Source organism: Streptomyces sp. NPDC006691, from assembly GCF_042869955.1.
Classification (GTDB): domain Bacteria; phylum Actinomycetota; class Actinomycetes; order Streptomycetales; family Streptomycetaceae; genus Streptomyces.
This window is the reverse complement of sequence record NZ_JBIAGW010000006.1, coordinates 266,843-291,243: the sequence shown is the minus strand read 5'-3', so window position 1 is coordinate 291,243 and position 24,401 is coordinate 266,843. Positions and strand designations below refer to the sequence as shown.

General features: G+C 70.2%; 22 protein-coding genes. 8 read left to right on the top strand and 14 right to left on the bottom strand.

Going from position 1 to position 24,401, the window contains the following annotated elements; translation table 11 throughout:
* The first annotated feature begins 41 nt into the window (after positions 1-41).
* A complete protein-coding gene (locus ACFYNP_RS16860; protein ID WP_388786137.1) occupies positions 42-2,825 on the top strand; it encodes an AAA family ATPase in 2,784 nt (927 codons plus the stop codon).
* A gap of 38 nt (positions 2,826-2,863) precedes the next feature.
* Here the strand turns inward: ACFYNP_RS16860 and ACFYNP_RS16855 are convergent, their stop codons facing one another.
* The gene (locus tag ACFYNP_RS16855) at positions 2,864-4,279 is read right to left on the bottom strand and encodes a putative Ig domain-containing protein (RefSeq protein ID WP_388786135.1); all 1,416 of its coding nucleotides are present in this window, start codon (positions 4,277-4,279) and stop codon (positions 2,864-2,866) included.
* 181 nt (positions 4,280-4,460) lie between these two features.
* Between ACFYNP_RS16855 and ACFYNP_RS16850 the strand changes: the two genes are divergently transcribed.
* Positions 4,461-5,228 (top strand): SDR family NAD(P)-dependent oxidoreductase, encoded by a 768-nt coding sequence (locus tag ACFYNP_RS16850; protein WP_388786133.1) that lies wholly within the window; start codon positions 4,461-4,463, stop codon positions 5,226-5,228.
* Positions 5,229-5,549: 321 nt separating this feature from the next.
* Positions 5,550-6,656, top strand: coding sequence for a zinc-binding dehydrogenase (locus ACFYNP_RS16845; protein ID WP_388786131.1), 1,107 nt, complete (start codon positions 5,550-5,552; stop codon positions 6,654-6,656).
* A gap of 147 nt (positions 6,657-6,803) precedes the next feature.
* Here ACFYNP_RS16845 and ACFYNP_RS16840 read toward each other — a convergent pair whose 3' ends face one another.
* Entirely contained in the window at positions 6,804-7,625 is an 822-nt protein-coding gene (locus ACFYNP_RS16840; RefSeq protein WP_388786129.1) for a helix-turn-helix domain-containing protein, read from the bottom strand.
* Between the two features lie 161 nt (positions 7,626-7,786).
* Here ACFYNP_RS16840 and ACFYNP_RS16835 point away from each other — a divergent pair, with 161 nt between their 5' ends.
* On the top strand, positions 7,787-8,989 hold the full coding sequence (locus ACFYNP_RS16835; protein WP_388786128.1) for an MFS transporter: 1,203 nt from the start codon (positions 7,787-7,789) through the stop codon (positions 8,987-8,989).
* Positions 8,990-9,888: 899 nt separating this feature from the next.
* Here ACFYNP_RS16835 and ACFYNP_RS16830 read toward each other — a convergent pair.
* The 10 genes from ACFYNP_RS16830 to ACFYNP_RS16785 form a co-directional block, all read right to left on the bottom strand.
* Positions 9,889-10,062: a hypothetical protein gene (locus ACFYNP_RS16830; protein ID WP_388786126.1), complete on the bottom strand. Its 174-nt coding sequence runs from the start codon at positions 10,060-10,062 to the stop codon at positions 9,889-9,891.
* A 343-nt stretch (positions 10,063-10,405) separates the two neighbouring features.
* Positions 10,406-11,872 carry a phytoene desaturase family protein gene (locus ACFYNP_RS16825; protein WP_388786124.1) on the bottom strand — a complete coding sequence of 489 codons (1,467 nt, stop codon included), beginning with the start codon at positions 11,870-11,872 and terminating at the stop codon, positions 10,406-10,408.
* Positions 11,869-13,590, bottom strand: coding sequence for an ABC transporter ATP-binding protein (locus ACFYNP_RS16820; RefSeq protein ID WP_388786122.1), 1,722 nt, complete (start codon positions 13,588-13,590; stop codon positions 11,869-11,871). Before ACFYNP_RS16820 ends, ACFYNP_RS16825 begins: the two co-directional genes overlap by 4 nt.
* Positions 13,587-13,766: a hypothetical protein gene (locus tag ACFYNP_RS16815; RefSeq protein ID WP_388786121.1), complete on the bottom strand. Its 180-nt coding sequence runs from the start codon at positions 13,764-13,766 to the stop codon at positions 13,587-13,589. Before ACFYNP_RS16815 ends, ACFYNP_RS16820 begins: the two co-directional genes overlap by 4 nt.
* A 12-nt stretch (positions 13,767-13,778) precedes the next feature.
* On the bottom strand, positions 13,779-14,495 hold the full coding sequence (locus tag ACFYNP_RS16810) for a class I SAM-dependent DNA methyltransferase (protein WP_388786119.1): 717 nt from the start codon (positions 14,493-14,495) through the stop codon (positions 13,779-13,781).
* Positions 14,492-15,037: a hypothetical protein gene (locus ACFYNP_RS16805; RefSeq protein WP_388786117.1), complete on the bottom strand. Its 546-nt coding sequence runs from the start codon at positions 15,035-15,037 to the stop codon at positions 14,492-14,494. Before ACFYNP_RS16805 ends, ACFYNP_RS16810 begins: the two co-directional genes overlap by 4 nt.
* A complete protein-coding gene (locus ACFYNP_RS16800) occupies positions 15,034-16,041 on the bottom strand; it encodes an alpha/beta hydrolase (protein ID WP_388786115.1) in 1,008 nt (335 codons plus the stop codon). The genes ACFYNP_RS16805 and ACFYNP_RS16800 overlap by 4 nt, the downstream gene beginning before the upstream one ends.
* Entirely contained in the window at positions 16,038-16,874 is an 837-nt protein-coding gene (locus ACFYNP_RS16795) for a hypothetical protein (protein ID WP_388786114.1), read from the bottom strand. The genes ACFYNP_RS16800 and ACFYNP_RS16795 overlap by 4 nt, the downstream gene beginning before the upstream one ends.
* 87 nt (positions 16,875-16,961) lie before the next feature.
* Entirely contained in the window at positions 16,962-17,141 is a 180-nt protein-coding gene (locus ACFYNP_RS16790; protein WP_388786113.1) for a hypothetical protein, read from the bottom strand.
* Positions 17,142-17,350: 209 nt separating this feature from the next.
* Entirely contained in the window at positions 17,351-17,551 is a 201-nt protein-coding gene (locus ACFYNP_RS16785) for a hypothetical protein (RefSeq protein WP_388786111.1), read from the bottom strand.
* 1,002 nt (positions 17,552-18,553) lie between these two features.
* Between ACFYNP_RS16785 and ACFYNP_RS16780 the strand changes: the two genes are divergently transcribed.
* Entirely contained in the window at positions 18,554-19,240 is a 687-nt protein-coding gene (locus ACFYNP_RS16780) for an ATP-binding protein (RefSeq protein ID WP_388786109.1), read from the top strand.
* 247 nt (positions 19,241-19,487) lie between these two features.
* On the opposite strand, the gene ACFYNP_RS16775 is transcribed toward ACFYNP_RS16780, so the two are convergent.
* Both ACFYNP_RS16775 and ACFYNP_RS16770 read right to left on the bottom strand, forming a co-directional pair.
* The gene (locus ACFYNP_RS16775) at positions 19,488-19,886 is read right to left on the bottom strand and encodes a nuclear transport factor 2 family protein (protein WP_388420695.1); all 399 of its coding nucleotides are present in this window, start codon (positions 19,884-19,886) and stop codon (positions 19,488-19,490) included.
* A 144-nt stretch (positions 19,887-20,030) separates the two neighbouring features.
* A complete protein-coding gene (locus tag ACFYNP_RS16770) occupies positions 20,031-21,044 on the bottom strand; it encodes an NADPH:quinone reductase (protein WP_388786108.1) in 1,014 nt (337 codons plus the stop codon).
* 1,259 nt (positions 21,045-22,303) lie between these two features.
* Here ACFYNP_RS16770 and ACFYNP_RS16765 point away from each other — a divergent pair.
* The 3 genes from ACFYNP_RS16765 to ACFYNP_RS16755 all read left to right on the top strand — a co-directional run bounded on the left by ACFYNP_RS16765 (position 22,304) and on the right by ACFYNP_RS16755 (position 24,231).
* A complete protein-coding gene (locus tag ACFYNP_RS16765) occupies positions 22,304-22,627 on the top strand; it encodes a hypothetical protein (protein WP_388786106.1) in 324 nt (107 codons plus the stop codon).
* A gap of 8 nt (positions 22,628-22,635) precedes the next feature.
* Positions 22,636-23,856: an MFS transporter gene (locus ACFYNP_RS16760; RefSeq protein ID WP_388786105.1), complete on the top strand. Its 1,221-nt coding sequence runs from the start codon at positions 22,636-22,638 to the stop codon at positions 23,854-23,856.
* A gap of 105 nt (positions 23,857-23,961) precedes the next feature.
* The gene (locus ACFYNP_RS16755; RefSeq protein ID WP_388786104.1) at positions 23,962-24,231 is read left to right on the top strand and encodes a hypothetical protein; all 270 of its coding nucleotides are present in this window, start codon (positions 23,962-23,964) and stop codon (positions 24,229-24,231) included.
* Positions 24,232-24,401: the final 170 nt, after the last annotated feature.

Sequence of the window (24,401 nt, the reverse complement as noted above, 5' to 3'; positions counted from 1 at the left end):
CGACGCTTGTTGGCGCCGCGGACGCGCCCTACGGTGACGCCATGACCTCGGACCGCGGCGCCAGCCCCATGCTCGGCACAGGTCCGAGGGCGGCAGATGCGAGGGCGGCCGGGGCGCGGCCTGCCGATCGGGCCGAGCACCTGCTCGGCTCCGGTGGACGGTTGGTGGTCCACGGCCCCTGGGGGTCGGGAAAGTCCGTGGTGCTCTCGGAGCTGGCCCGGCGAGCCGTCGAGGACGGTGTGCCGGTGCTGCGGATGGCCGCCGCCCCCGGGGACCAGGATCTCGCGTATGCCGCGCTCGCCACCCTGTTCGTCGTCCGGCCGCGGGCGATGGCCGAAGCCGTGGTGGAAGACAAGCGCGGAGCCCTCGCCGCCGCCATCGGACGTGCCGGGCCGCGGGGCGTGGCCGGGGACCCGCTCGCGGTTCGTCTCGCCCTGACGGACCTCTTCGCCTCCCTGACGCGGGACGGTCCTCCGCTCCTGCTGATCGACGACGCGCTGTGGCTCGACGCGGCGGGTGCCGAGGCGCTCGGGCACGCCCTGCGTGCCCCGGCTGCCGAACGGTTGAGAGTGGTCGTCGCCGAGCGCGGCTGTCACGAGACGTCGCTCGCGGGCCGGCTGTGCGGCGATCACGCGATACGGCTGCCGCTCGAACCGCTCACCGTCGACGACGTGGCGGACGTTCTCAACTCCCATGGTCTGCCGCATGGTTGGGCCTTGAAGGTCCATCGGTACACCGGGGGCAACCCGGCGTTGGTGCGGGCGATGGTCATCGGGCAGCTGCGTCACCGGCCGGATCCCCGGGGCCGCGTCGCACCAACGGTGCCGGACACGGTGGGTGCCGCCGCCGACGTATGGCTGGGCACCGTGGGCCCCCGGACACGGGCGACACTTCTGACCGCCGCCCTGGCGCACCGCCCGACCCCCGCCCTGCTGCGACGGGCCGGATGCGCGGATGCCACCGAGCGACAGCTCGCCGATGCGCGCAACGCCGGGATCGTACGGATCGGACCGACGGGCGTCGTCGAGTTCGCAGCGCCGGCGCTGCGGCACGCGGCCGCGCACAGCATGACGCGTTCCGGCTCGGCCGCCGCTCATCGGGCACTGGCCGCAGCGGCGGACGACCCGGTGTACGCCGTCCGCCACCGTCTCCTGGCCTCGGACGCCTTCGACCGCGCACTCGCGGAATCGGGAGAGCGGGCGGCGCGGCAGGCCGGTTCGCGCGGCGAGCGGGCGCTGGCCGCGGAGCTCCTGCTCCTGTCCGCCGACCGCACCCCCGCCGAGCATCGCGGGGACCGCATGCGCCGCCTCGCGGCTGCCGCCTCGCACGCGGCGGCGAGCGGCAGCTTCGATCTGGCCGTGCGGGTCGCCGACGCGGTGCGAGCAGCCGGGGCGGGCCGGGTGGAACAGGTCGGGGCGCTCCTCGCGGTGATCGACGCGGGCGGTCAGGCCATGGCAGAACTGGACGACATCATCGCGCGGGCCCGTGAACGGGCGGGCGACGACCCCGCACTCCTCGCGGCCGTCCAGCTCCGGGTCGCCGTACGGACGAACCTGTGCGACGGACTGCCGGGCAGCGCCCGCGCGGCCGCCGACCGTGCGGTGCGGATGGCCCGCGACGGGGGCGACCTCGCGCTCGAAGCCGCGGCCCTCGCCATGCGGGCCCGCATGGAGCGGATCACCGGGCACCCCGGCTCCACCCGGACCCTGGCCACCGCGCTCGCCCTCGCGGTGCCCGCCGAGCGGGTCGGCATCCGCAACAGCCCGCAGTACCTGGCCGCGCGGCACGCCGTGTTCGACGACCGGCTCGGCTTCGCCCGCGAGGAGCTGCTGCGGCTGCTGCCGCTCGCCGAGCGCACCGGCGACGCGGAGGACCTGCAAGAGGTGCTGCGCAGTCTGGCCGAGGTCGACGCGCGCTCGGGGGCGTGCGTACAGGCACTGGAGTGGAGCGAACGGGCCCTGAGCCAGTGCGCCGGAGCGGGCCTGTCACCGGGGCCGGCCTCCTACACGGCGGCCCTCGTCCAGAGCGCCGGGGGAAGCTTCGCCGAGGCCGCCGCACACGCCGCGCGGGGCGTGCGCGTCTCGCGGGAGGAGCGCGATCTGGTCTTCACCTCGCGCAACCTGTTCGCACTGGGGACCGTACGCCTGATCACCGGGCGTCCGCACCAGGCGGCCGAGGCCCTGCGCGAGGTGGCCGCTCTGGAAGCGGAACAACAGGTGCGCGACGCGACGGCACTGCGCTGGCAGCCCGAGCTGATCGAGACACTGGTGGCTCTGGGACGCATGGACGAGGCCCGGACCCTGCTGGCACGGGTACGGCGGGCCATGGGCTCCTCGGCGCTCAGCACCGGCGCGGGCGCGGCGCTGGCCAGGGCCGAGGCCACGTACCGCGACCGGACCGGCGAACCGGAACCGGCCCGTGCCCTGCTGGACACCTCGCTCGTCCAATTCCGGGCCCTGGGGCTCCAGTTGGAGGAGGGTCGCACTCTCCTCCACCTGGCCCGCCTCGAACGCGGACGGCGTCGGCAGGCCGCCGCACGGGAGGCGGCGCACCGTGCCCACGCGCTCTTCGCCCGCATCCACGCCCACCCCTGGGTCGCTCTCCTGAGCACTCCGGCCGCCCCCGTCGCCGGCCCGCTGACCGACGCGGAGGCCGGACTCGCGGCGATCGTGGCCGAGGGGGCGACCAACCAGGAAGCCGCGAACCGCCTCCACCTGTCGGTGAAGACGGTCGAGGCCATGCTGAGCCGCATCTACCGCAAGCTCGCCGTCCGGTCACGGACCGAACTCGGGCCCGCCCTGCGGAGGTTGGAATCCTCTCGATGACGTGGGGCGGCAACTCGGGCCGCCGCCGCGCGCTGCGCTCAGGTCACGGTCCACTGGAAGGACGTGCTGCCGCGCGTGCCGTTGGCCTCGGTCGCGGTCACGGTGACCGCGGTCGTGCCCCTGGCGGTCGGCGTGCCGGAGACCAGGCCGGTCTTCGCGTCGATGCTCACGCCCGCGGGCAGTCCGGTGGCGCCGAAGGTCACGGCGCCGCCGTCACTGGCCTTCGCCCGAATGGTGAAGGAGAAGATCCAGTACCCGACCCAACTCGACTGGTTTCCGGGGCTGTTGACGGTGACCGTGCCACTGCCGCCCGCCGGGTTCACCGTCCATCCGAAGGACGCGCTGCCTGCGGCCTTCGACTGGTCGGTGGCCGTGACCGTGACCTGGTAGGTGCCGGCCGCCGTGGGGGTGCCGGAGATCAGACCGGTGGCGGAGTCGATGGTGAGGCCGGCCGGAAGCCCTGTCGCGGTGTAGGTCAGGGTGGCGCCGGAGGTGGTGTCCGTGGCGGCCATCTGGAGGCGGGCGGGGCTCGCGACCGTGCCTGTCTGGTCACCGGGGTTGGTCACGGTCACGGCGCCGCCGGGCGCGCCGCCGGTGGCGAGCCGCACACCCAGGTCGCTCAGCGCGTTGGTGACCGGGTAGAAGCTGCTCACGGTGTCACTGCCGCCGCTCACCACGCCGAGCGCCGTCGAGCCGTCGTACAGGCCGCCGCCGCTGTCGCCGGACTGGGTGAGGTTACCGGTCTGGATCAGGTGGTTGACCACCACACCGTTGTCGTAAGTGACAGTCTGGTCGACCGCGTTGACGGTGCCGCAGGTGGTGCCGGAGGTCGCCCCGTTCTTGCACACGCTCTCGCCGACCCGTGCCGTGCCGACCTTGGTGAACGTGGTGGTGTCGGGGGTCAGGGCGTTGGTCACGAGGCTCGCGTCGGTGCCGTTCGGACCGACCTTCACGGTCTTGCCGATGAAGTCGCCCGCGGGCGTCTGCCATCCGTTGGCGGCCTTGCAGTGGCCGGCCGTCAGCACGTAATTGTTCTGCCCGTCCGTGACGTTGAAGCCGATCGAGCACCAACTGCCGGTATTTCCGACCACCTGGAGCTTGTCGCCGGTGTGCGTGGTGCTCTGCTGCACCATCCTGCCCCTGGTGTGCTCGACGCGGACCGTACTGCCGAGGGCGGTCGCCTTCGCGAGCAGTCGTTCCAGGTCCGGGCCATGCGCCGCGTCGCTGACGGTGAGGACGACCTGCCCGGCCGCCGGGTCAAGTCCGTAGGCCGTGTTGGGCACGGCGGGCAGGGCGGCCAGTTCGGACCTGGCCACCTCCGACCGTGCCGGGGCGTGTGACGGTCGCGCGGGGGCGTCGGAGCCCTGGGCCGCGAAGGCCGGCGGCACGGACAGCGCCGCGGCAGCGGCCGCCACACACAGTGCGGCGGCGCCGGCGCGTCTGGATATGTTCATTCCACACCTCTCGAAGGTCGGGGAGAGCGGTGCGGACATACTCGATCCGCCCAGGAGGGCGTGGCATCGGGGAAATCCCTTGTGCTTGGCGGCGACGGGACGAGGGGGGGCGGAGCGCCCCGCCCGCGGGAGGGGATGAAGAATGGACCGACAGGGATCCATCCACGACGGGAGTTCTTCCATGAATCCGTGTGCCACCGGCCGGCGCGTCCTGGTCAGCGGTGCCTCACGAGGACTCGGCCGCGCCGTCTGCAAGGCCTTCGCCGCCAACGGTGACCGGGTCGCCGTGCACTACGGCTCGCGCGAGGACGAGGCGAGGGCGACGCTGGAGTCGCTGGAGGGGGAGGGGCACGGACTCGTCGGGGGCGACCTGTCGGACCCGGCGGGGGCGGCGGGCGTGGAGTCCGCGGCGGCCGAACTGCTCGGCGGTGTCGATGTGCTGGTCAACAACGCGGCCGTGAACCTGCCCCATCCACTCGCCGAGACCTCGTACGAGGAGTGGGTGGACGTGTGGCAGCGGCACGTCACGGTGAACCTGCTGGGCACGGCCCATCTCAGCTACCTCGTGGGGCGCCGGATGATCGAGCAGGAGACGGGCGGCCGGATCATCAACATCGGTTCGCGCGGCGCGTTCAAGGGCGAGCCCGACCATCCCGCGTACGGCGCCACGAAGGCGGCCGTGCACGCGCTCGGCCAGTCGCTCGCCGTCTCGCTGGCCCCGTACGGGATCGGTGTCGCCTCCGTCGCCCCCGGCTTCTTCGACACCGAACGGGTGGCGCCCCGCCTGGACGGGGCCGAAGGCGCGGCGATCCGGGCGCAGAGCCCGTTCGGCCGGGTGGCGTCGGCCCGGGAGATCGCGGCGGCCGTGCTGTGGCTGGCCTCGCCCGAGGCCGAGTGGGCGTCGGGCGCGGTCCTCGACCTGAACGGGGCGTCCTACCTCCGTACGTGACGCAGGGCGCTGCGCGGCGGGTCCAGCCACCCGGAGGCACTGGCCGGTGTCCTCGGCACCATCCCCGCCCGTGGGCCGGCACGACGGACGACATGGCCGACGCCCTTGTGTACCTGCTGACCACCCGCGGCTCCTCCCTCACCGTTCACCGGGCAGCAACTCATCGTCGACGCGGACCACTTCACGGGGCGATCGCCCCCACCCCCATCGCCAGCCGCCCACACGCCGACGCACCCTGCCCACGTCGTGTGCCGCCCACCGATCCGCTGTGCCCCTGGACGCGCTCTTCTCCGAGGCACTCGCGCTGCGTACGGTGACGTCATGACGCCCCGTACCGGACGCGCCGTCGTCCTGGAGGAGTTCAACGCCCCATTGAAGCTACGGGAGTTCGCGCTGCCCCCGGCCCCGGACGGCGGCATGATCGTCGCGTGCGGCTACGGCGGTGTCTGCGGCACCGATCTGCACTTGCGGCAGGGGCACCTCGATATCCCGGTCCCGCTCGTCCTCGGCCATGAAGGCCTGGGCGTCATAGGGGAGTTGGGTGCCGGTGCGCACCGCGACGCCACCGGAGCGCCGCTCGCGGTCGGTGACACGGTGATGTGGGCCTCCTCCATCGCCTGCGGTGTCTGCCCGCCCTGCCGGCTGCACCGCGAACCGACCCTGTGCGAGCAACGCCGCACCTACGGCGTCAACCGCGCCGTCGACAGTGGTCCGGAGCTCTCCGGAGCGTGGGCCGACCACATCGTGCTACAGCCCGGCACCGCCGTCATCAAGGTGCCCGACGGCATCGACCCGCTCGCAGCCATGTCGCTGGCCTGCGCCGGGCCCACCGTGGCCCACGCCCTGTACGAGCGGCGGCCGGTGCGGCTGGGCGAGAGCGTGGTGGTGCAGGGCAGCGGGCCCGTCGGCCTCGCGGCGGCCGCGTTCGCGCAGCTGGCAGGGGCCGCGCAGGTCATCGTCGTCGGCGGACCGGCCGGCCGCCTTGACCTGGCTGCCGCCGCCGGCATCGGCGACATCCATCTGAACATCGCCGACGCCGACGACCCCGATGAGATCCTGCGCGAGGTACGGACAGCCACCGGCGGGGACGGCGCCGACCTGGTAATCGAGTGCGCCGGGGTGCCGGTCGCCGTCGGACAGGGTCTCACCCTCGCCCGCCGGGGTGGCAGCTACCTCATCATCGGCCAGTACACGGACGCCGGGGACACCCTGATCAACCCGCACCAGATCGTCCACCGGCAGCTGGACGTCATCGGCTCCTGGGCCTTCACCGGCGCCCATCTCGTCGAATACGTCCGCCTGCTGCCGGCCCTCACCACCCGGTTCGACCTGGCGAGCCTGGTGACACGGTTCCCCCTGGAACAGCACACCGAAGCGCTCAGCGCGGTCGCCGAAGGGTCGGTGATGAAGGCGGTGCTCACCTCCTGACACCCACCCCACAGGCTCACTTCCTGACGCACCGCCCTCCGCGATACGCGGGTGACCGGTGAAGGCGACGGCCCGACAGCAGCCCACCGGCGCGCGATCGGGCCGTCGCCGCTGCCCGCGCGTGCCGTCCGCCCACGCCGCACCGGCTCAGCCGACCAGCGACCCCAGCGCCGATTCCGTCGCCCGGTCGTCAGGAAGATAGGCGAGCAGATGGTGGCCCGGCTCGTCGACCGCTGCGAGTTTGACGTACCGCAGACGCAGATCACCGGCCACCGGATGACGGAAGTGACGTACGGCGGGATGGAAGGCCGAGGTCTCGCGATGTCCGTACCAACGCGCCGCATCCGGGTCGGCGAGCAGCTCCGCGGTGATCTCGGCATACCGGCCGTCCTCAGGATGCCGGGCCGCCTTCGCCCGGAACTGGCCCAGCAGGCTCCGCGCCTCGTGCTCCCAACTGGCCAGCAGTGTGCGGGCGGGCGGCCAGCGGAACACCAGCCACAGCAGATTGCGCTGCTTGGGCGCCAGCCGTGCCAGATCGGTGAGCAGTGCCGTGTACCCGGAGTTCCAGGCCAGCAGGTCCCAGTGCGGGTCGAGCACCACGGCCGGGTTCGGCGCCAGCGACTCCACCAGGGACAGCAGGTTGCGCGACACCCACCCCGGCGGCTGCTCCGCCGGAGCGGCCTGCGCCACGAAGGACATCACGTGCGCGGTCTCGTCCGCGTCGAGGTGCAGCGCCCGTGCCACCGACCTGAGCACCTGCTCCGACGTACGCACACGCCCCTGCTCCAGCCACGCGTACCAGCAACTGCTGATCCCCGCCAGCGCCGCCACCTCTTCGCGCCGTAGCCCGGGGGTACGCCGCCGTGGTGAACCGGGGAGCCCCACATCGGCCGGCGCCAGCCGCTCACGCCGAGAGCGCAGAAACGCGCCCAACTCGCGGTCCGGGCCGTTGACTCCTCCGCCGCTCATCCTCGCTCCCCCTTGCACCGCGGACGTCCACCCGGGGGGTGTGCAACACGCCCTCAGGGTGTGAGCAAGGGTAATCGGCTGGGGCGCCGCCTTGATCGCCGGCGGTGGTGAGCTGGAGCTGCCGGTTCGTCAGCACCGGCAGGCACGCCACAAGGAGCCCCATGGACACCACCGACTCGGCACGCACCACCCCCGCACCCCTCGCGATCCCACCCGAACCCTCGCTTTTCGGCGCCTCGCCGCGGCTGCTGCGCGCCGCCGGATTCGTCAGCAACTTCGACCGCTTCTGCATCACCCCCATGCTGCTGCTCATCGGCACACAGCTCGGCGTCTCGCTGCCCACGGTGATGCTCGCGGCCAGCGGCTACTTCCTCGCCTACGGTCTGATGCAGCCGGTCTGGGGTCTGGCGAGCGACCGACTCGGCCGGGTGCGTGTGATGCGGATTTCCCTGGCAGGCGCCGCCGTCGCGGCACTCTGCTCGGTGATCGCGCCCGACGCGGCGGTGCTGATCGCGGCGCGCGTCGCGGCCGGCGCGTTCTTCGCCGCTTCCATCGCCGCATCCATCACGTACATCGGCGACACCGTCCCCGCCGCGGTCCGCCAACGCCCGCTCAGCGAACTGATGACCGCGTTCGCCCTGGGCACCGCCGCGGCCACCGTCGTCGCAGGCGCACTCGCGCATTACGTCGGCTGGCGGCTGGTCTTCGCCCTGCCCGGCCTGATCGCCGCCTATCTGGCCCTCGCCCTGCGCCGCCTGCCGGAGCCGCCGAGGGCGGCGCCCGGTGCTCTGCTCGCCCCGTTCAAGGTTGTTCTGCGGTCCCGTTGGCAGTGGTACGTCATGGCCGTCGCCATGCTCGAAGGCGCCGTCCTTCTCGGCTTCTTGACCTACATCGCGCCGGCCCTTGAGGCCCAGGGCGCCTCGGCGACCCTGGCCGGTGCGGTGTCCGCCCTGTACGGCGTGGGCTCCATGGCCGCGTCCCAGACGGTCAAGCGGCTGGTCGGACGCTGGACACCGGTGCGACTGATCGTGGCCGGCGGGGTGCAGATGGCCCTGGCCTTCGGCCTGGCCGCGTCCAGCCGATCGGTGCCCGCACTGGTGGCGTGCACGCTGCTGCTCGGCGGCGGCTGGTCGTTCATGCACTCCACGATCCAGTCCTGGGCCACCGGCCTGTCCCCGGCGGCCCGCGCCACCGGCGTCGCGATGTTCGGCCTGGCCCTCTACGTAGGCAGCGCTCTGGCCAGTGCCCTCGCCGCCGGGCCTGCCGAACACCAAGCGTACGGGGACCTGTTCCTGACCGCCGCGATCCTCACCGTCCCGCTGACGGTCGCTGCGGCCGTGGGACGTTCCCGCTACCGGAGCTGACCATTCCTGGATCTGGCCGAGGCGGCCAAGCTCGGCGGGGGCGAGCCGGGCGAGCCGGGCGCGGACAGGGCGGTTGCTTCTTCCCGCGTTCCCTGCCGAGCTTCAGCGCGGGCTGGGCGCAGTAGCTTGACGGCAGACGCCAGGGGCCGTGGCTCCTGGAAGGCGTGAGGCCGGGTGGGCCGGGGACATACCCCGTCCCAGGCATCCCCGTACTCCGCATCCAATACCTCGACCAGCCCGTCCCCGGTGAGCTCCCCGACCGGCCCCGCCGTCCGCTTCGACCAGCGGATCGCGGCCGCGATCCGCGCCGCCAGCGCCTCAACTCCGAGCCCTCGGGCCAGCGTCACGCTGTAGCCGGCGCTGGGTGGCCTCGCGTCACGAGACACGGTCTTCGTCGGGCTGGAGGTGGCGTTGGCCGGCACTGGGTGGATGGCTGCGAAGTGGTTGAGGCCGCGGTCGAGGAGGGCGGGCGTGGACCGCTTGCCGCGCGGGTGCTGCGAGCGGACCGTCCCAGTCCGCTCGCAGCCACTGGTGAGGCCCGCCGCCTCGGGCTGGGTGAACCCGTGTGCACCGGCGGCTGCTGCGGGTTCTTGACTGCGGTTGTGCAACGCTGCGGAGGGCTGGTGGTCTGGTCCGACGGGGAAGGGCCCCACAGCGATCGACTGCCGACCGATTTCCACTTCGACGCGGAGCAGTACGACGCCGAACTGGCCCGAGCTCTCGCGGACCGGTGGTGGGACATCTGCACGAGCCCTGCCCGGCACATGCCTACGCAAGCACGCCTCCCAAGGCAGCGGGCATCGCCCTACTGTCGTCGGGACGACCGAGCCAGGGTCCACGCGGCAGTGCCGGGTCCCGGGGACCGGCGGTGCTTGGGACCCGGCACTGGACGACGTTGATCAGGCCTCGACGCGCTCCTCGGACACGATCTGCTGACGCAGTTCCACGAGAGCCCGCAGCGCCTGGCTGTACATCTGGATGCTCTTCTCGTTGTGGCCGTCGACGGCGGTCTTGACCTCCTTGAACGTCTTGGCGATGACCTCGTCCAGGGTGTTCTTGTCGATGCCGTTCATGTTCTTGCTCCGTTCTGTGTAGGACTGGTCCGCCTCGGCCGACGGGCCGAGAGGTGATGCTCCGCGCCGGCGCGGGCCGGCCTCGGCTGTGCCGGACGCCGACAGTTGGACTTCGTTCCGAGCCGGGCCCGGAGCGACGTCGGGCGGAGTCGAGCCAAGCCGATGGAGAACCGGGTCCACGGCGTTGCTTCGTGGGTCGGTCCACCGCTCGCCACCGCCGGGGCCTGGCGCGGCACTGGTTATCCGTCCGGCCGGCAGGGCGGGCCCGCCACCGCCGGTGGCAAGGGCCGCGCCGCAGCGCCGGGCAGGCGGATTCCCGCAGTCACGCGGATGCGTCTGGGCATCAGGTCAACTCCTTTTCTTGCTTCTCTTGCGGGGACAGGTCGGGAGAGGTGCGTAGCCCGTGGTGCCTACGCAGGGCGGACCGGGCCGCGAAATAACCGCACATGCCGTGCACCGACGGCCCGGGTGGAGTGGCCGACGAGCAGAGGAACACGCCCGGCAGCGGTGTGGTGTACGGGTCCCGGCGCGCGGTGGGGCGTGCCAGTGACTGGCGCAGGGTCATGGCCCCGGACGCGATGTCACCACCCACGTAGTTCGGGTTGTACCTCTCGTATTGCATGGCCGAAAGCCCACGAGAGGCTATGACGGTGTCACTGAACCCGGGGGCGTACTCCTCGATGCGTCGGCGGATCAGGCCGACGGGATCGCGGGTGTCGCCGTTGGGGACGTGGGCGTAGGCCCAGACGGGCCGCTTGCCGCCCGAAGTGCGGGAAGGGTCGGTGACGGCCGGGTCCACGACCAGTACGAAGGGGGCGTCGACGCGTTCTCCGGCGGCGGTGGCGGCTTCGGTGCGGACGATCTCGGCGTGGGTGCCGCCGAGGTGCACCGTGCCGGCCTGCCGAACGAGCGGGCTGCTCCAGGGAATCGGTTCGCTCACGAGGAAATCCGCCTTCGCCGCACCGGGTCCGTATCGGTAGCGGCGCAGGGCGCGCGCGTATCGGGAGGGGAGCCGCGGTCCGGCGATGGAGAGGAATTCCTTCGGGCCGACGTCCAGCATGACGATGGGGAATTCGGTGAGTTCGGCCAGGTCACGGATGTGCCGCTCGGTGTGGAACACGCCCCCGTGTGCCGTGATGTCGGACGCCATGGCTTCGGCGATCCGGGCGCTGCCGCCCTGCGGGAGGGGCCAGCCGGTGCTGTGGGCGGTATGGCCCAGGAGCATCGCGACCGCTGCCGAGGGCAGCGAGGGAAGCCTGCCGACGGCGTGCGCGGCCACTCCTGTGAGCAGTGCCCGTGCTGGTTCGTCGCGGAACGCCGTACGGGTGGTGCCGTGAGCCAGTACGCGGGACATGAGCAGCAGAGCCGCGCGCAAGTCCTGCGGAACGGCCCGGCATTGGCACAGGAGCAGGTCGACCACGGAAGCCGACCGAGCGGCGAGGGGAGCCATGAGGCGGGTCCAGCGTGGGCCGTCGGTTCCGAGGTGCTCGGCAGTGCGGCTGATGCTGCGCCACGCCGCTGCCGCGCTGCCGTCGGGCAGGGGGTGTGCGTAGGGCATGTCGGGCTGTACCAGACGTACGCCGCGGGCCTCCAGATCGAACCGGCGGAAGAACGGGGAGGCGGCCGCCATCGGGTGGACCGCCGAGCAGATGTCGTGCGGCACGTCGCGGTCGAACAGCGGCGCGGTGCGCAGACCTCCGCCGATGGTGGTGGCCTTCTCGAACAGGGAGACCTTGAGCCCGGCTCTGGCGAGGGTCACCGCGGCGGCGAGCCCGTTGGGACCGGTACCGACGACGGCGGCATCGGTCATGAGAGGGCCCCCGCGGGGGTGAGCTGCTGGCTGGCCAGCCGCCGGTAGGTGTCGTCACGGGACATCAACTCGGCGTGAGTACCGCGCGCACGCAACCGACCGTCCTCGACGACAAGAATCCGGTCGGCGCCGATGGTGGTGGAGATGCGGTGCGCGATGGTGAGGACCTGACAGCGGGCACCGATGGTGCTCAGAGCGTCTCGCAAGGCAGTCTCGGAGTCGGAGTCGAGGTTGGAAGTGGCCTCGTCGAGAAGCAGTACATCGGGCCGGGTGAGCAGGGCGCGGGCGATGGCCAGGCGCTGGCGCTGGCCACCGGAGAGGCCGGTGCCGCCCTCGCCGAGCTCGGTGTCCAGCCCGTGGGGCATGGCCGCGATCACCCGGGTGAGGTGGGCGGCTTCCACCGCCTCCGTCACGTCCTCGGCAGTGGCGTCGGGCTGGGCGTACATGAGGTTCTCCCGCACGGTGCCGCGCATGAGGGGAGCTTCCTGCTCGACCAGGCCGATACGGGCTCTCAGCTCGGAGAGCGGCATGGCCGCCGTGTCGCTGCCCGAAATGCGGATCGTGCCCTGCTCGGGGGTGTGGAAGCGCTCGATGAGCTGGAACAGCGTGGTCTTTCCCGCACCGGAGGGTCCGACGATCGCTGTCACTCCGGTGGCGGGAAGTGTGAACGACACGTCGTCGACGGCCGGGGTGCCGGCGTCGCCGTACGAGAAGGTCACGTTCTCGAACTCGACTGCGGGAGCCGTCCGATCGGCGGCGGCCGGGCCGGCGCAGCCGTCGGTGGTCTCCTGCTCGATACCGGCCAGGTCCTGGACGCGGTCGATGGCGGCGCGGCCCTGCTGGTACTCCCCGAGGGCCATGAACAGCATCACCAGCGGGGACACCAGATAGAACAGGTACATGATGAACGCGGTGAGGTCCTCTATGGGCAGCGCGCCGGTGGCGGTGCGTGCCATGCCCCAGGTGATCACCACGGCGAGGGACACCTGGGTGCCCACGTTCATGGCGGGCATCAGCATGGCCGACAGACGGGTCACATGGACGCCGCTGTCGCGTGCGGCGTCGGCGAGGCCCTTGAGTCGCGCGGCTTCCCGCTGCTCGGCGCGCGATGCCTTGACCGTGGTCAACGCGCTGAGGATCCGCAGCAGGCCGGAGCCGTAGTCGCTGGTGTCCTCGCGGTTCGTCACCGCGGCCTTGCGGACCGCACGGGCCAGTCCGAGGGCGACGGCCGAGGCGGCGCCCAGGCAGCCGGCGGTCACGAGCAGCAGCTGCCAGTCGATCCACGCCATGACGGCGATACAGCCGACGCTCGTGAATCCGGCGGTGATGATCTGGGCGACGGACGAGGAGAGGGCCACGCGGGCGAGGGAGGTGTCGGCGACGGTGCGGGTGAACACGTCACCGTGTTCGAGCCTGTTGAACGCGGGGATGCGGGAGTGCAGGAGGCGCCCGGTGAGGGTGGTGCGCATGTCGAGCACGATGTTCTCTCCGGCGCGGCCGATCAGATAGAAGTGGGTGGCGGCCAGCAACGCGTCGGCTGCGAACAGCGCGGCGATGAGAACGATCGGCCACACCACCGACTCGTCCAGCGCCACGGCTTCGATCAGTTCGCCGATGAGCAGGGGCTGTACGAGCGTGGCGGCGGTGCCGAGCAGCCCGAGGAGGATGCCGGCGCCGAGCAGCAGTCGGTGGCGGCGGACGATCAGGGATATGTTCACGCTTTGCCCTTACCGAGGGTGATCGCGATGATCGTGGCGATGATGGCCGCGAAGACGACGCTCTGGATCCAGGAGCTCCGGGTGAGTTCGCCGTTGTCGCGGAACAGCACCAGCATGCTTGGCACGGCGAAGGCGAACGTGATGACGAACCACGTCGCCCGACTTACTGTCAGCACTGCCTCCCCCTTCTAGTTGGTGTGTGCGACGTACCAGTCGTAGGGCCCCGGGCCCTCGGCCGGGAACACGTGCTCGACGGTGAATCCGGCCTTGGCCAGGCAGGCCTCGACCTCGTGGCGTTCGATCAGGAGGACCTGTTCGCTGAACTCCAGCGGGGGTTTCCCGGCCTCGTCCACGCGGGTGCGCATCGTGAGTACATCCGAGTCGTCGACGGTCACGACGAAGGTGGTGGTCCCGCCGTGATGTGGCATGGGCACGGTGACGGTGTGCTGCTGCACGAGGGGCAGGTAGGCAGTCATGGAGTAGTACTCCAGCGACAGGGAACCCCCTGGCCTCAGCACGCCGCGTATGTGAGTGAGGACGGTGATGAGTTCCTCGCGGGAGTGCACGCAGGCCAGTGAACCCATCGTGGAGTACGCGGCGTCGAACGGCCCCCCGAGTGACAGGGGTTGACGGAAGTCGGCCTCCACCAGAGACACGTTCGCGGGGACGCCCTTGGCACGGAACCCGTCCAGCATCGGCCTTGAGTTGTCCATGCCGGTCAGTTCGGCGGCCAAGGCGGCCACCGGGTGGGCGACACGGCCGGTGCCCACGCCGATCTCAAGGACGCGCGCACCGGATACGTAGGGACGCAGCCGCTGGACCGCCTCCTCGGCCGGCATGGCGGGCGCGATGAGCGAGTCGTAGACGGATGCCACCGCGGTGCCGTACTGCACGTCCTGGTTCACGGGTTCACCTGTTCGTAGTCGAAGACCAGGTCGTACTTGGGGTCCTCGCTGTGGTCGTAGCCGGAGTAGCGCACCAGCAGCACCTGGAACAGGGGATGGCCCGGCTCGGGTGTGAGGCGCGTACGGACGAAGTCGTTGACGAGCCGGTAGGCGGCCTTCTTCGCCTCCTCGTGCAGCGGCGTCATCGCGCCGGGGTTGTGCACCAGAGTCGAGGCCACGTCGAAGACGGCCTTCTCGATGCGGCGGCCCGGAAACCAGAACGCGTGGATGAGCCTCCTGGGCGTGATCGCGTACACCTCGCGCCACTCCGTGTGCCGGGTCTTGTCCTCGCTGGCGAGCCGGTAGAGGAAGTGCTGGTCCTCGACCGCGGGGGTGGGTGCGAAGAACCGCCAGTTGGGAATGGCGATTCCGGTTCCGGTCTTGTCCGCCTTGCGCACCTTGTCGAAGCCGCGATCGGGGTGCTGAGCGAGCACCGATGCCACGAACCAGCCGGCAAGAGCCACCGGTACTGCCCGCTCCATCACAGCTGATGCCCTGCTCATGCTGCCGTCCCGTGTGTGTCGCCGCCGGTCCGCGCGTGTACCGCGGCCGCGGCCGCGTGCTCGATGGCCGCCGCGGTGAGCGGGGCGTGCTCGATACCGCCGGTGATGGTCAGATGCGTGGAGCCGGGGATGGTGACGATCCGGCCGCCCGTTCCCGAGGCGACGTACTCCTGGTACAGATCACCGTGCTCGGGGGTGTCACGCAGTGTCGATTCCGCTGCCACCACCTCGACCGGTACCTGTAGCCGATCGAGGGGGCGGCCGCCGTCGAGCATGAACGCGTAGGTGTAGTTCCACTCGCGGTTCGCCGCGCGCCAGGTCGAGGTGGCCGAGCCTTCGAGGCGAAGCGTCCGGTAGTGCGGACTTCCCTCGGCGTACGCGAAAAGACCCTTCTTGTCGATGAGGAGGCCGGCTCCGAACGCCGCCGACCAGGGGCCGAGCTTCATGGTGAGGTTCACGCCGCGCGAGCCCTCGCGCTGGCGACGCGAGTGCAGCAGCTCACCCGGGTGGGTCGGATCGACCAGCACGAGGCCGTGGATCCGGTCGGACGCGGCGGCGGCCCGGTGGACGATGTAGCCACCGAGCGAGTGCCCCGCGGCGATGCACGGCCCGCCGGTGCCCACGCCGTCGGCTATGACCTCGGTGAGGTCGTTCACCGATTCGTTGAGGGAGTAGTCCTCCGGGCAGCGCCGCAGTGAACCGCGGTAGCCGGCCCGGTCGTACAGCAACACCGAGATGTCCGGGTCGAGTTGAGCGGCCACGAGCAGCCAGGCCGCGGACGTGTTCATCAGGCCGGCCTCAAGTATGAGCGTCGGGCCCTGTGGCGTTCCGCGTCGGACATGGTAAGTGACGATGTTCCCGCTGGCGCAGCGCACCTGCCGCTTTTCGTAACCGTCGTGACCACGACGGCACTTCAGATCGGCGTAGGCGCGATGACTGAGACCGGCTGCGAGACATGTCGCCAGGGCCGCGGTGGTCAGCTTCGGGAAGGTCAGGTGGGTCACCTCCCCTCCCCGGTGCCCTTGGCGAGAGCCCGCACGGACGGATAGGTGGAGACGAAGGCCCAGGCGAACCGAGACAGACCCATGAAGCGGGCGTTGGCCAGATGGAAGCCGCCCATCACGAGGAGCCCGGCATCGATGTACTTGCCCTTCTTGATCAGGAGCAAGGGGAAACCGCACTCCAGCGCAAGGACGACATGACAGATCGCGCGGGACGCCGCCGGGTACTTGTCGAGTTGCCTGAAGAACCACTCGTCCCCGTAGGTCTGGGTACGCATGATCTTCGCGAGCGCGTCTCCGTTGCGCCAGGCGTCGCCGGGAAGCTTGGCCCAGCCCGACGCTCCGTACGACAGCACGGTCTGGGCGCCGATGAACTGCACGGCGGCGTGGCGGGTGGCATCGGTGCCGCCGGCCCGGCCGAGCGCGGCGGCGGTCTGCACCAGGAACGACACCTGGTCGGATCCATCAGTACCGAACAAGTGCCTTGGGTAGAGCAGCACTTGACTGCCCGCCAGGTACAGGTCCGCGGCCATGCGCACGGTGTTGTCGCGCACCGGCGAGATCAGAACTCCTGCGGCTACGACGCGGGACCCATGGAGGGCCTGAGTCACCGGTTCGCGGGCGATGAAGTCCCTGACCGCCTGCATCGCCTTCGTCTTGGCGGGGACCTGGGATCTGGTGTGGGTCCAGTCGTTGAGACCACCGGGTTCCCGGTCGGTCCTGCGCACCATGTACTCAAGACTGGACAGCAGGTGGGTGGCGGCTGACAGCCGTTCGGCTGTGGCGAGCGGCCGCGCGCACGCCGATTCGGCGGCTTTGCGGATACGTGACAGCATGCTGTGTTCCTGATCGCTGGGCTGGTGCGGTGGCATCGGAGGCGAGGCGGGGAGCCCCCAGTGCTGAAGCCCCCCGCCGGTATCCCCTTACTTCTGGGCAGCCTTCACCGCGGCACCCACACCGGCAGCGGCGGTCAGGACGGCGCAGACCTTCCCGCCGGCCACGACACCGGCCACGAACGCGGCGGGGGTGGCCATGACGGGCGCGACCGGACCGTCGGACGCCCGGCCGACGCCGGCGTTGACCTTCTCGACGAGCACAGACATGGTGTTTCCTCCGTTGATCTGGTAAATCGGACAGTGTCCGGTGTTGGCAGGCACTTCCACTGCCTGCCAACACCGGACCGAGGGAACGGCCCGCGGAGCGGGGCCAAGACCGGCTGTCGCCCGCAGGGCGACGGAGCCGCGATGTGTTGTCCCGCCGCCGACGCGCGTCCGGCGGAGCGGTGATCCGGAAGGCCCGGGCCTCGCCGGACTCAGCCGGTGGCGACCTTGTAGGCGGCGTACGCCGCACCGGTCACCGCACCGGCACCCACTACCGCGCCGGCCGCTTTGGCGATCACCGGAGTCGCGATCAGGGCCGGGGTGGCCATGACGGGCGCCGCCGCGCCGGTGGAGGTGCCGACCTCCAGAACGCCGGCCAGGGACGGGTCGGCGTTGACCTTCTGCGTAAGCATGAATGGTTCCTCTCCATGAAGAAACAACCTCGGAGATTCCCGCTGTACGTGCAGGAGAAATAATGCGCGGGAGACTCTCCATTGGCCGTGTGGAATTAATGGTGATGTGTGTTGCCGGCGGGGCGATATGTACCCGCGATATGGACCCCACAGGGATCCCCTTTTTGTAGGCGCAGACCAGGCGTGGCCAGGGCGCGAAAAACAAGGATGGCTGTTGACGAGACGCGAAGTCGGAGTGCAACAAACTTTGCACTGCCGCTTCGATCGTCCTCCCCGTTCACTCCCCGTGATCGCCCAGGTCGAGGCGCGTGACAGGAACGTTAACCTCTGCCCATGGGAAGGTCAAGACTTTCTTTTATGCAAATTTGTATTGCTGTGATATGGCAATAAAAGCGAAGATTGTCCGTTTTGGTAAACCTCAGAGGGGCCTCAAATTTTCGTCGCTCAGCCGGATCTCGCACTGCTGCACGCTTGTCAAGTACACATAAAATTTCGCGGAGTCTCTAATTCCGGTTCTCTGTGCATCACCTTCCGCGCCAGAGGCAAGGCGCGTGTTTCTCCTTTCAGGCCCCGCACGGAGGAAGGTTCGTTGTCGAAAGGGAGAGCAGTCGTATCCAGGCGGGTAAGTCCGGCTCCACTGGTGGACGAGGAAAGAGAGTGTGCGACGCGGTTCGCGGTGTGAGTTTCACCGTTCGCCCGGTCCTGCCGTCCGCACCCCTCGTCTCGACTCGACTCGAACCGCACCGGCCCTTCGCCTGATCCCCGGCCCGTGGAGCTGATGCTCGGCGGCTTCGACGACGACCTCGCCGGCGAACGTGCGGCCGATGCCCATGCCCGCGCATCTCTGGAACCGGATCCATCGCTGCTCTTCAAAGCGGCCGATACCGCCAACCCGGCAAAGCGAGACACGAGTGGGTGGACGGTTCCCCCGGCAACGGCGGGGGATGGCCATGTGCTTGGGGCGGAGGGATCCCGCACAAGCCGCACCGACATACTTCCTGAATGGACGTCCCCAAGTCTGCCTGGCGCAATACGACACACGACTGGGCAAGCACCGTCAACCTCGGCCACCTGGAGCACATCCGGCAGAACCCGGTTGTCTTCGCCCCCGGGGGCCTTCGGCACCTGGTCCTGGAGGTTGTCGCCTATGCCGTTGACGAGGCCGAGTGCACCGGCGGTGGGCACTGCCGCATCACTCTGCACCCCGATGGCTCGGTGGCTGTCGCCGACGACGGGCGGGGCACCGACACGCGCCTCGACGAACACGGCCGGGTCGTGAAGAAGCCGGTCATGGCGACGGAGGATCTCCGCTTCTTCGACCGCCCCGACACGCCATCGCTGCCCGACCACCATCCCCGCCGGGGCATGTCCACGGTCGCCGCGCTCAGCACCTGGCTGGTCCACACCAACCGCCGCCACAACGGATCCTGGACCCAGCGATACGAGCACGGTGTCCCCACCACCGACCTGCAAGTGATCCCCGCAGACGGCACGACCGGGACCACCGTCCACTTCCTCCCGAACGCACTCCTGCGCACGGCGAGCAGCGCAATCGCTGACGTGATAACACAGCTCACCGCGTCATGGACACATCTCTCCGTCACCATCAACGACCGACGCACCACACTGCCGAGCGCAGGCCGACCCGGCACGGGGCACCGGTGTCCACCGTCCCGGCGAACCCCCTGACCAAGCCCCCTCCCGGATCATCCCCGCCCCGCTTGCGTGGACAGCAGAAGGCCTATTGGTGGCGGTTCGCCACTCGCCGTACTGCGGGAACGCGGGCGCTCATGGGGCCCCGCAACCTGAGGGCCGCGTCGGCAAGGCGGCATGGATGGATGGGGGTGACCGCCTCACGTCGGTGAGAACGGCCGCCGCTCGCTCTGCCCGTCCCCGGTTCCGAGGCCGCGACCATCGCGGCACTCCCGAGACCTGGTCACATCACGACGTCGGTCTCCAACGGGCCCGCTGTGATGCGGAGGGTACGGATGCGGACCGGCTCTTCCTGGTCGAGATAGAAGATGTGCATGAACGGGGCGCGCACCACCCGGTCCGGTGCGCTCTTCTTGGCCATCGTCGCCTCGCCGCGCAGCAGGTGGACGCCGTCGCCCGCGGCCCAGTACTCCAGAACCTCGTGGGTGATGTTCAGCGGAGCGTCGATTTTGACGAAGAACGCCTTGATGGCTTCGACGCCGTGGAGGTGCTCGGTACCGAAGAACATGTCACTGGCCTCGGTCAGCGGCGCGAAGCCGTCGTCGAACTCCAGAGTGTCGATGGCGTCCATGAACTTCAGGACCCAGGCGGGTACGGCCGTCGCGTGTGCGGTGATTGGCATCGTGTCGGTCTCCTGATCAGGCTGCGGGCAACGGGACGAGGAAGGCGTTGATCCCTTCGAAGCTCTGTCGCGCGAACGTCTGTCGAGCTTGACGGCCGGCCCCGTGCCCCGCCTCCGTCGCCGCTCTTGGCGGGCAGTGCCAGGTCACGGGATGTCGAGCAGTACCTTCCCCACTACGCCCTGTTCGAGCGCGGCATGTGCGTCAGCGGTGCGCTCCAGCGTGAAGTGGTGCAGGGGCATCCCGGCATCCTCACCCACCCGCAACGCACCTTCGTCCACGGCTGCCGCAACGTCCGTGAGCGCCTGCTGCTTGGCGGCAGGCGGCACGGTGTAGACGAAGACGCTCTGCCAGCGCAGGTTCGCCGCCATCGAGGACAGCACCGGGACGGAGAGCCGCTCGTCCTCGCCGCCCCCGTAGTACGCCACCACAGCTCCCCGGGCGGCCACCGCGATGTCGAGAGTGGAGTTGGTGCCCGGGGACACCTCCACGATGATGTCGACGCCTTCGGGGGCGAAGGCCAGGATCTCCGTGGCCGCGTCCTGCGAGCGGTAGTCGACCACTTGGTGGGCGCCTGCCGCGCCCGCCAGGGCGCCCTTGGCGGGACCGCTGACGGTGGTGATCACACGCGCTCCGGCCCAGCGGGCAAGCTGGATGGCCGCGTTGCCGACCGCGCCGGCGCCCCCTGCCACCAGTACGGTCGCGCCCTGCAGGGTGCCGGGCGCGAGTCGCCCCGGCCCGCCATCGTGAACTGTCAGCGTGCGGTGGGCGGTCAGGGCCGGGATACCCAGGGCGGCGCCGAGTTCGAACGAGGCGTGGTCGGGCAGGTCGACGGCGTGCCGGTCGGGCACGAGGGTGTACTGCTGCGCTGTTCCCCAGGGCCGCTGCCACGCGGCCTCCCAGATCCACACTCGCCTTCCGACCCGTGCCGGGTCGACCCGCGGACCGACGGCGTCGATCACTCCGGCGCCGTCCTGGTGGGGCACCTGCTCGGTCATGCCCGCCGGCAGCGCACGTCGGCGGCTGCGCCAGTCGGTGGGGTTGACACCCGAGACGTGCATACGGACCCGTACTTCGCCCGGGCCGGGCTCGGGCACGGGACGCTCGACGAGTTGGAGCACCTCGGGGCCGCCGGCGGTCGTCCGGATGACGGACTTCATCGCTCACTCCTCCGCTCACCCCGCGGGCTGCTGCCCAGGGGAAACGCCGCTCTGCGTGGGACACTCCCCGAACCTCGGTCCGGAGCTGGGTATTCCGGGTATGGCAGGGGGAGTGATGTCGTTCGGTGGCTGAAGGGCTTGACGGCGCGAAGTCCATGGGATTCTGGCTCCGGGCGGCAGAGCAGGCGGTCCGGGCTGGTCGGCGCGTCGGGCCCCCAGCCACACAGACACATCGACCGTCAGGACCGGACGCCCGTCGGCGGCCTTGGGCTGCGGCAGCATGGCCAGTGCTTGACCAGACGGACCGCTTCGATGCGGCCCTGGTGGAGTGCGTCGTACAACGCGCCGTGCCCAAACCGGTGTTGATTCACCGGTGTCAGTTCGAGCGGTGAGGCCACCGGCCCGTTCTCGCGGAGCATCGCGTCGCGCACCTCGAACCGCGTGTCACCGCGCCGGGGCAGACATCCGTAGAAGTCCTCGCGAAATGGAGACGTCCTCAGTGGGCCGCCTCGTGCCCGTGTATCACGTCTGGTGCTACTTCCTCCGGAACGTCAAGATCTCAGTGTCCAGGTGTCCACGATCAACACGATCAAGGGGAAGTTTCACCTGCTGGCTCGCTCTGTAGAGGATTCCGGTTCTGGTGGTCGGCGGCTTCGGCTTCCCGCCCTACGTCGACGTCGTCCGTGACCTCGTCCCCGCGACCAAGGGCGAGCGCGGCAGCTTCCGATGGTCGGCCTTCGCACGCCGTCACAGGCAGCTCGCGACGTGTCCGAACGCCGTTGCCCTACGCGTCACTTCGTGAAGTCCGCCCATCACGGTAGAAGGCGCTCGTGCGGGCCGGCGAACTCGACGCCGTCCACGCCCAGTTGCCCTCGCGAGCGGACCCGTCCAGGGTCGGCCGGATCGCAGGGCGGTCGGCGCATCGCGCCCGGAAGTTCTCGCGCGAACACAGCCACACACGCTCACATGCATCAGGCAACCGAGGACGTGTCCCCTTTGGTGCAGTTTCCTTGTGCTTTTTGCGTAACTCTTCCATGTGGAAGCACGGGCTCCGGACTGGCTCGATCCCTTGCCCATGGGGTCCGACGGCACGGGTACACAGTCCTCTAGGTATCTGAAATCCAGCGAGGGGAAACGGCATGCCATTTGGTTTGGTGGCGTTAGGTGACTACTTTCGGATCGCGTTGGGGGGAGGCCGAGATCGGCCACTGGGCCGACACGGTCCAGCCGGCGACCTGCCGCCCGACGCGCGGGACCTCATGCTCGAATGGTCCCTGAAGATGGGCCGCTCCTTGCAGACCACCGGATACCGCGGCTGCCTCAATTGCGATTCCATCCTCAGCGCCGACGGAGAACTCCCCACCCTGCTGACCCGAAACGACCTGCACGTCGACTCCTTCGAGAAGCTCGCATGGGCCATCGGCCACGACGAGCACCTCAACGGCAACAGCGGCACCGGTGCTCTGCTCCTCGTCGACGACGTGCCCCACACCGGAACTGTCCAGTACCTCGCCTACGGCCCGAGCCCCTCGGCTGCCGCGTACGCCGAGGACCGGCTTCACGAGACCGCGACGGCCTGCTGAGACGACCTATGACCACCACCACGCCCACCCACCGTTCCAACTACCGCTCCGTGCTGTCCCTGCCCGGCGCCCGGCTGTGGTACGTCACCGCCGCGCTGGCCCGCGCGCCCGTCGTAATGGCACCACTGGCACTGGTCTTCGTCGGCTATACCGCGGGATCCTTCACCCTGGGTGGAGTTCTGGCCGCCGTCTACGCACTCGGTGAGGCAGCCGCCGCACCTGTGCTCGGGCGGTGGTTCGACACACGACCCTTCGTGCCGGTTCTGCGCTGGACCCTCACCGCCAACGCCCTCGCGTTCGCCGCCCTCGCCGCGGCAGCGGGGCGGACCCCGGCGTTCGTTCTAATCGTTCTGGCTGCTCTGGCCGGAGCAGCCGGTGCCGGCGCACCGGGTGGCATGCGCGCCCAGCTGTCCGCCACGACACCCCACGCCCTGCGTACCAGCGCGCTCAGCCTGGACACCTCCTTGTCGCAGGTCGTCCGCGCCGCCGCGCCCCCGCTCGCATCGGGCCTGTACGCCGTGGCAACCGCGTCCAGCGTACTGATCACGATGGCCGTCTTTGTCGCCATCCCCGCCGCGGCAGCCCATCGAATCCCCCATGCCACGCTTCCGTCCGACCGGCCCCACCGGCCCGTGGCCCTGAGCATCGCCCAGATTCTGCGACGCAGTTGGGCCACCGCACTGCTGTCGGCCGCCATCATGTTCCTGATCGGCACCGTCGACGTCCTGTTGCCGGCCCGCCTGAAGGCCGTCGGCTCCACCCCCGCCCTGGCCGGCCCCGTGCTGGCCGCGTTCGCCGTCACCAGCATCATCGCCGGGCTGCTGTACGGAGCCCGCTCGTGGCCCGGAAGCGCCCGCGTCCAGAGCGCCTGCATGCTGTTGCTCATGACAGCCGCTCTGGCCGTTCCCGGCCTCACTGGCCAACCCCTCACTTACGCCTTCGTCTTCGCCCTGGCCGGAATCCTCTACAGCCCTCTTCTGACCATCCGTAACGTCGCCCTGCAAGAACAGCTCCCCGAGACCGCCTGGGCCACCGGCTTCTCGCTCCTCTATGCCGCGGCCGGCCTCGGTTACGGCGTCGCCGGTCTTCTCGCCGCAGCCCTTCTCGACACCACCACGACCGCGACCGCCTTCCTGATCTGTACCGCCGTGACGCTCCTCCTCGGCGCCGTCGCCCTCGCTGCGGAACGTGCACCGGCGCCTGAGCCCGCCCCACCCCCGCAACAGTGAGGTGTGAGGGCGTGTCCGGAAGGTGGTGTGGGTCCGTGCTCTGATGACTCCGGCGGGCCGCCTGGCGGGGCCGGGCGGCCCCGCCGGATCGGAGAGGCGGATCGCGTGACTGAGATTCGGACATCCGAGGCCGCCGTTGACGGGCAGTTCTCGCCGGAGCAAGTAGAGCCTGTGCTGGCGCAGTTGATGCATGCGGCAGAGGTAACGGGCGCTCCGCCGGCCGGGGAGGAAGTCCGCCAAGCCGTGGGCGGCAGGCCACGGATCCGTCATCGTCCCCATGAGGCCCAACAGGCCGGTGACGATGAGGACTTGAGCCTCAAGGAGTTCGCCATTGGCGACGCCGCCGAACACATCCATGACAGCGGCGTTCAGTAGGGCCGTGATGACGTGGTCGACCTGCCGGTGGCTGAACGGATTGGCGCACCTCGCTGCCGGTGAGCTGGGTAAAGATGACGGCCGAGGCGGCGTCGTGCGGACGAGATTGAGTCTGAAGCGGGTGTTGCGCAGTGGCTCCTCGCTCTGCTGAACGGTGGCCTCGCATTTGC

Excerpts from the sequence above, each read along its gene's own strand:
- ACFYNP_RS16830 (WP_388786126.1), bottom strand. The coding sequence starts at position 10,062 with ATGAACGGCATCGACAAGAACACCCTGGACGAGGTCATCGCCAAGACG.
- ACFYNP_RS16780 (WP_388786109.1), top strand. The coding sequence starts at position 18,554 with ATGGACGTCCCCAAGTCTGCCTGGCGCAATACGACACACGACTGGGCA.
- ACFYNP_RS16805 (WP_388786117.1), bottom strand. The coding sequence starts at position 15,037 with ATGAGCAGGGCATCAGCTGTGATGGAGCGGGCAGTACCGGTGGCTCTT.
- ACFYNP_RS16840 (WP_388786129.1), bottom strand. The coding sequence starts at position 7,625 with ATGAGCGGCGGAGGAGTCAACGGCCCGGACCGCGAGTTGGGCGCGTTT.
- ACFYNP_RS16860 (WP_388786137.1), top strand. The coding sequence starts at position 42 with ATGACCTCGGACCGCGGCGCCAGCCCCATGCTCGGCACAGGTCCGAGG.
- ACFYNP_RS16825 (WP_388786124.1), bottom strand. The coding sequence starts at position 11,872 with ATGACCGATGCCGCCGTCGTCGGTACCGGTCCCAACGGGCTCGCCGCC.
- ACFYNP_RS16790 (WP_388786113.1), bottom strand. The coding sequence starts at position 17,141 with ATGTCTGTGCTCGTCGAGAAGGTCAACGCCGGCGTCGGCCGGGCGTCC.
- ACFYNP_RS16765 (WP_388786106.1), top strand. The coding sequence starts at position 22,304 with ATGCTCGAATGGTCCCTGAAGATGGGCCGCTCCTTGCAGACCACCGGA.
- ACFYNP_RS16775 (WP_388420695.1), bottom strand. The coding sequence starts at position 19,886 with ATGCCAATCACCGCACACGCGACGGCCGTACCCGCCTGGGTCCTGAAG.
- ACFYNP_RS16845 (WP_388786131.1), top strand. The coding sequence starts at position 5,550 with ATGACGCCCCGTACCGGACGCGCCGTCGTCCTGGAGGAGTTCAACGCC.
- ACFYNP_RS16770 (WP_388786108.1), bottom strand. The coding sequence starts at position 21,044 with ATGAAGTCCGTCATCCGGACGACCGCCGGCGGCCCCGAGGTGCTCCAA.
- ACFYNP_RS16855 (WP_388786135.1), bottom strand. The coding sequence starts at position 4,279 with ATGAACATATCCAGACGCGCCGGCGCCGCCGCACTGTGTGTGGCGGCC.
- ACFYNP_RS16795 (WP_388786114.1), bottom strand. The coding sequence starts at position 16,874 with ATGCTGTCACGTATCCGCAAAGCCGCCGAATCGGCGTGCGCGCGGCCG.
- ACFYNP_RS16760 (WP_388786105.1), top strand. The coding sequence starts at position 22,636 with ATGACCACCACCACGCCCACCCACCGTTCCAACTACCGCTCCGTGCTG.
- ACFYNP_RS16835 (WP_388786128.1), top strand. The coding sequence starts at position 7,787 with ATGGACACCACCGACTCGGCACGCACCACCCCCGCACCCCTCGCGATC.
- ACFYNP_RS16785 (WP_388786111.1), bottom strand. The coding sequence starts at position 17,551 with ATGCTTACGCAGAAGGTCAACGCCGACCCGTCCCTGGCCGGCGTTCTG.
- ACFYNP_RS16850 (WP_388786133.1), top strand. The coding sequence starts at position 4,461 with ATGAATCCGTGTGCCACCGGCCGGCGCGTCCTGGTCAGCGGTGCCTCA.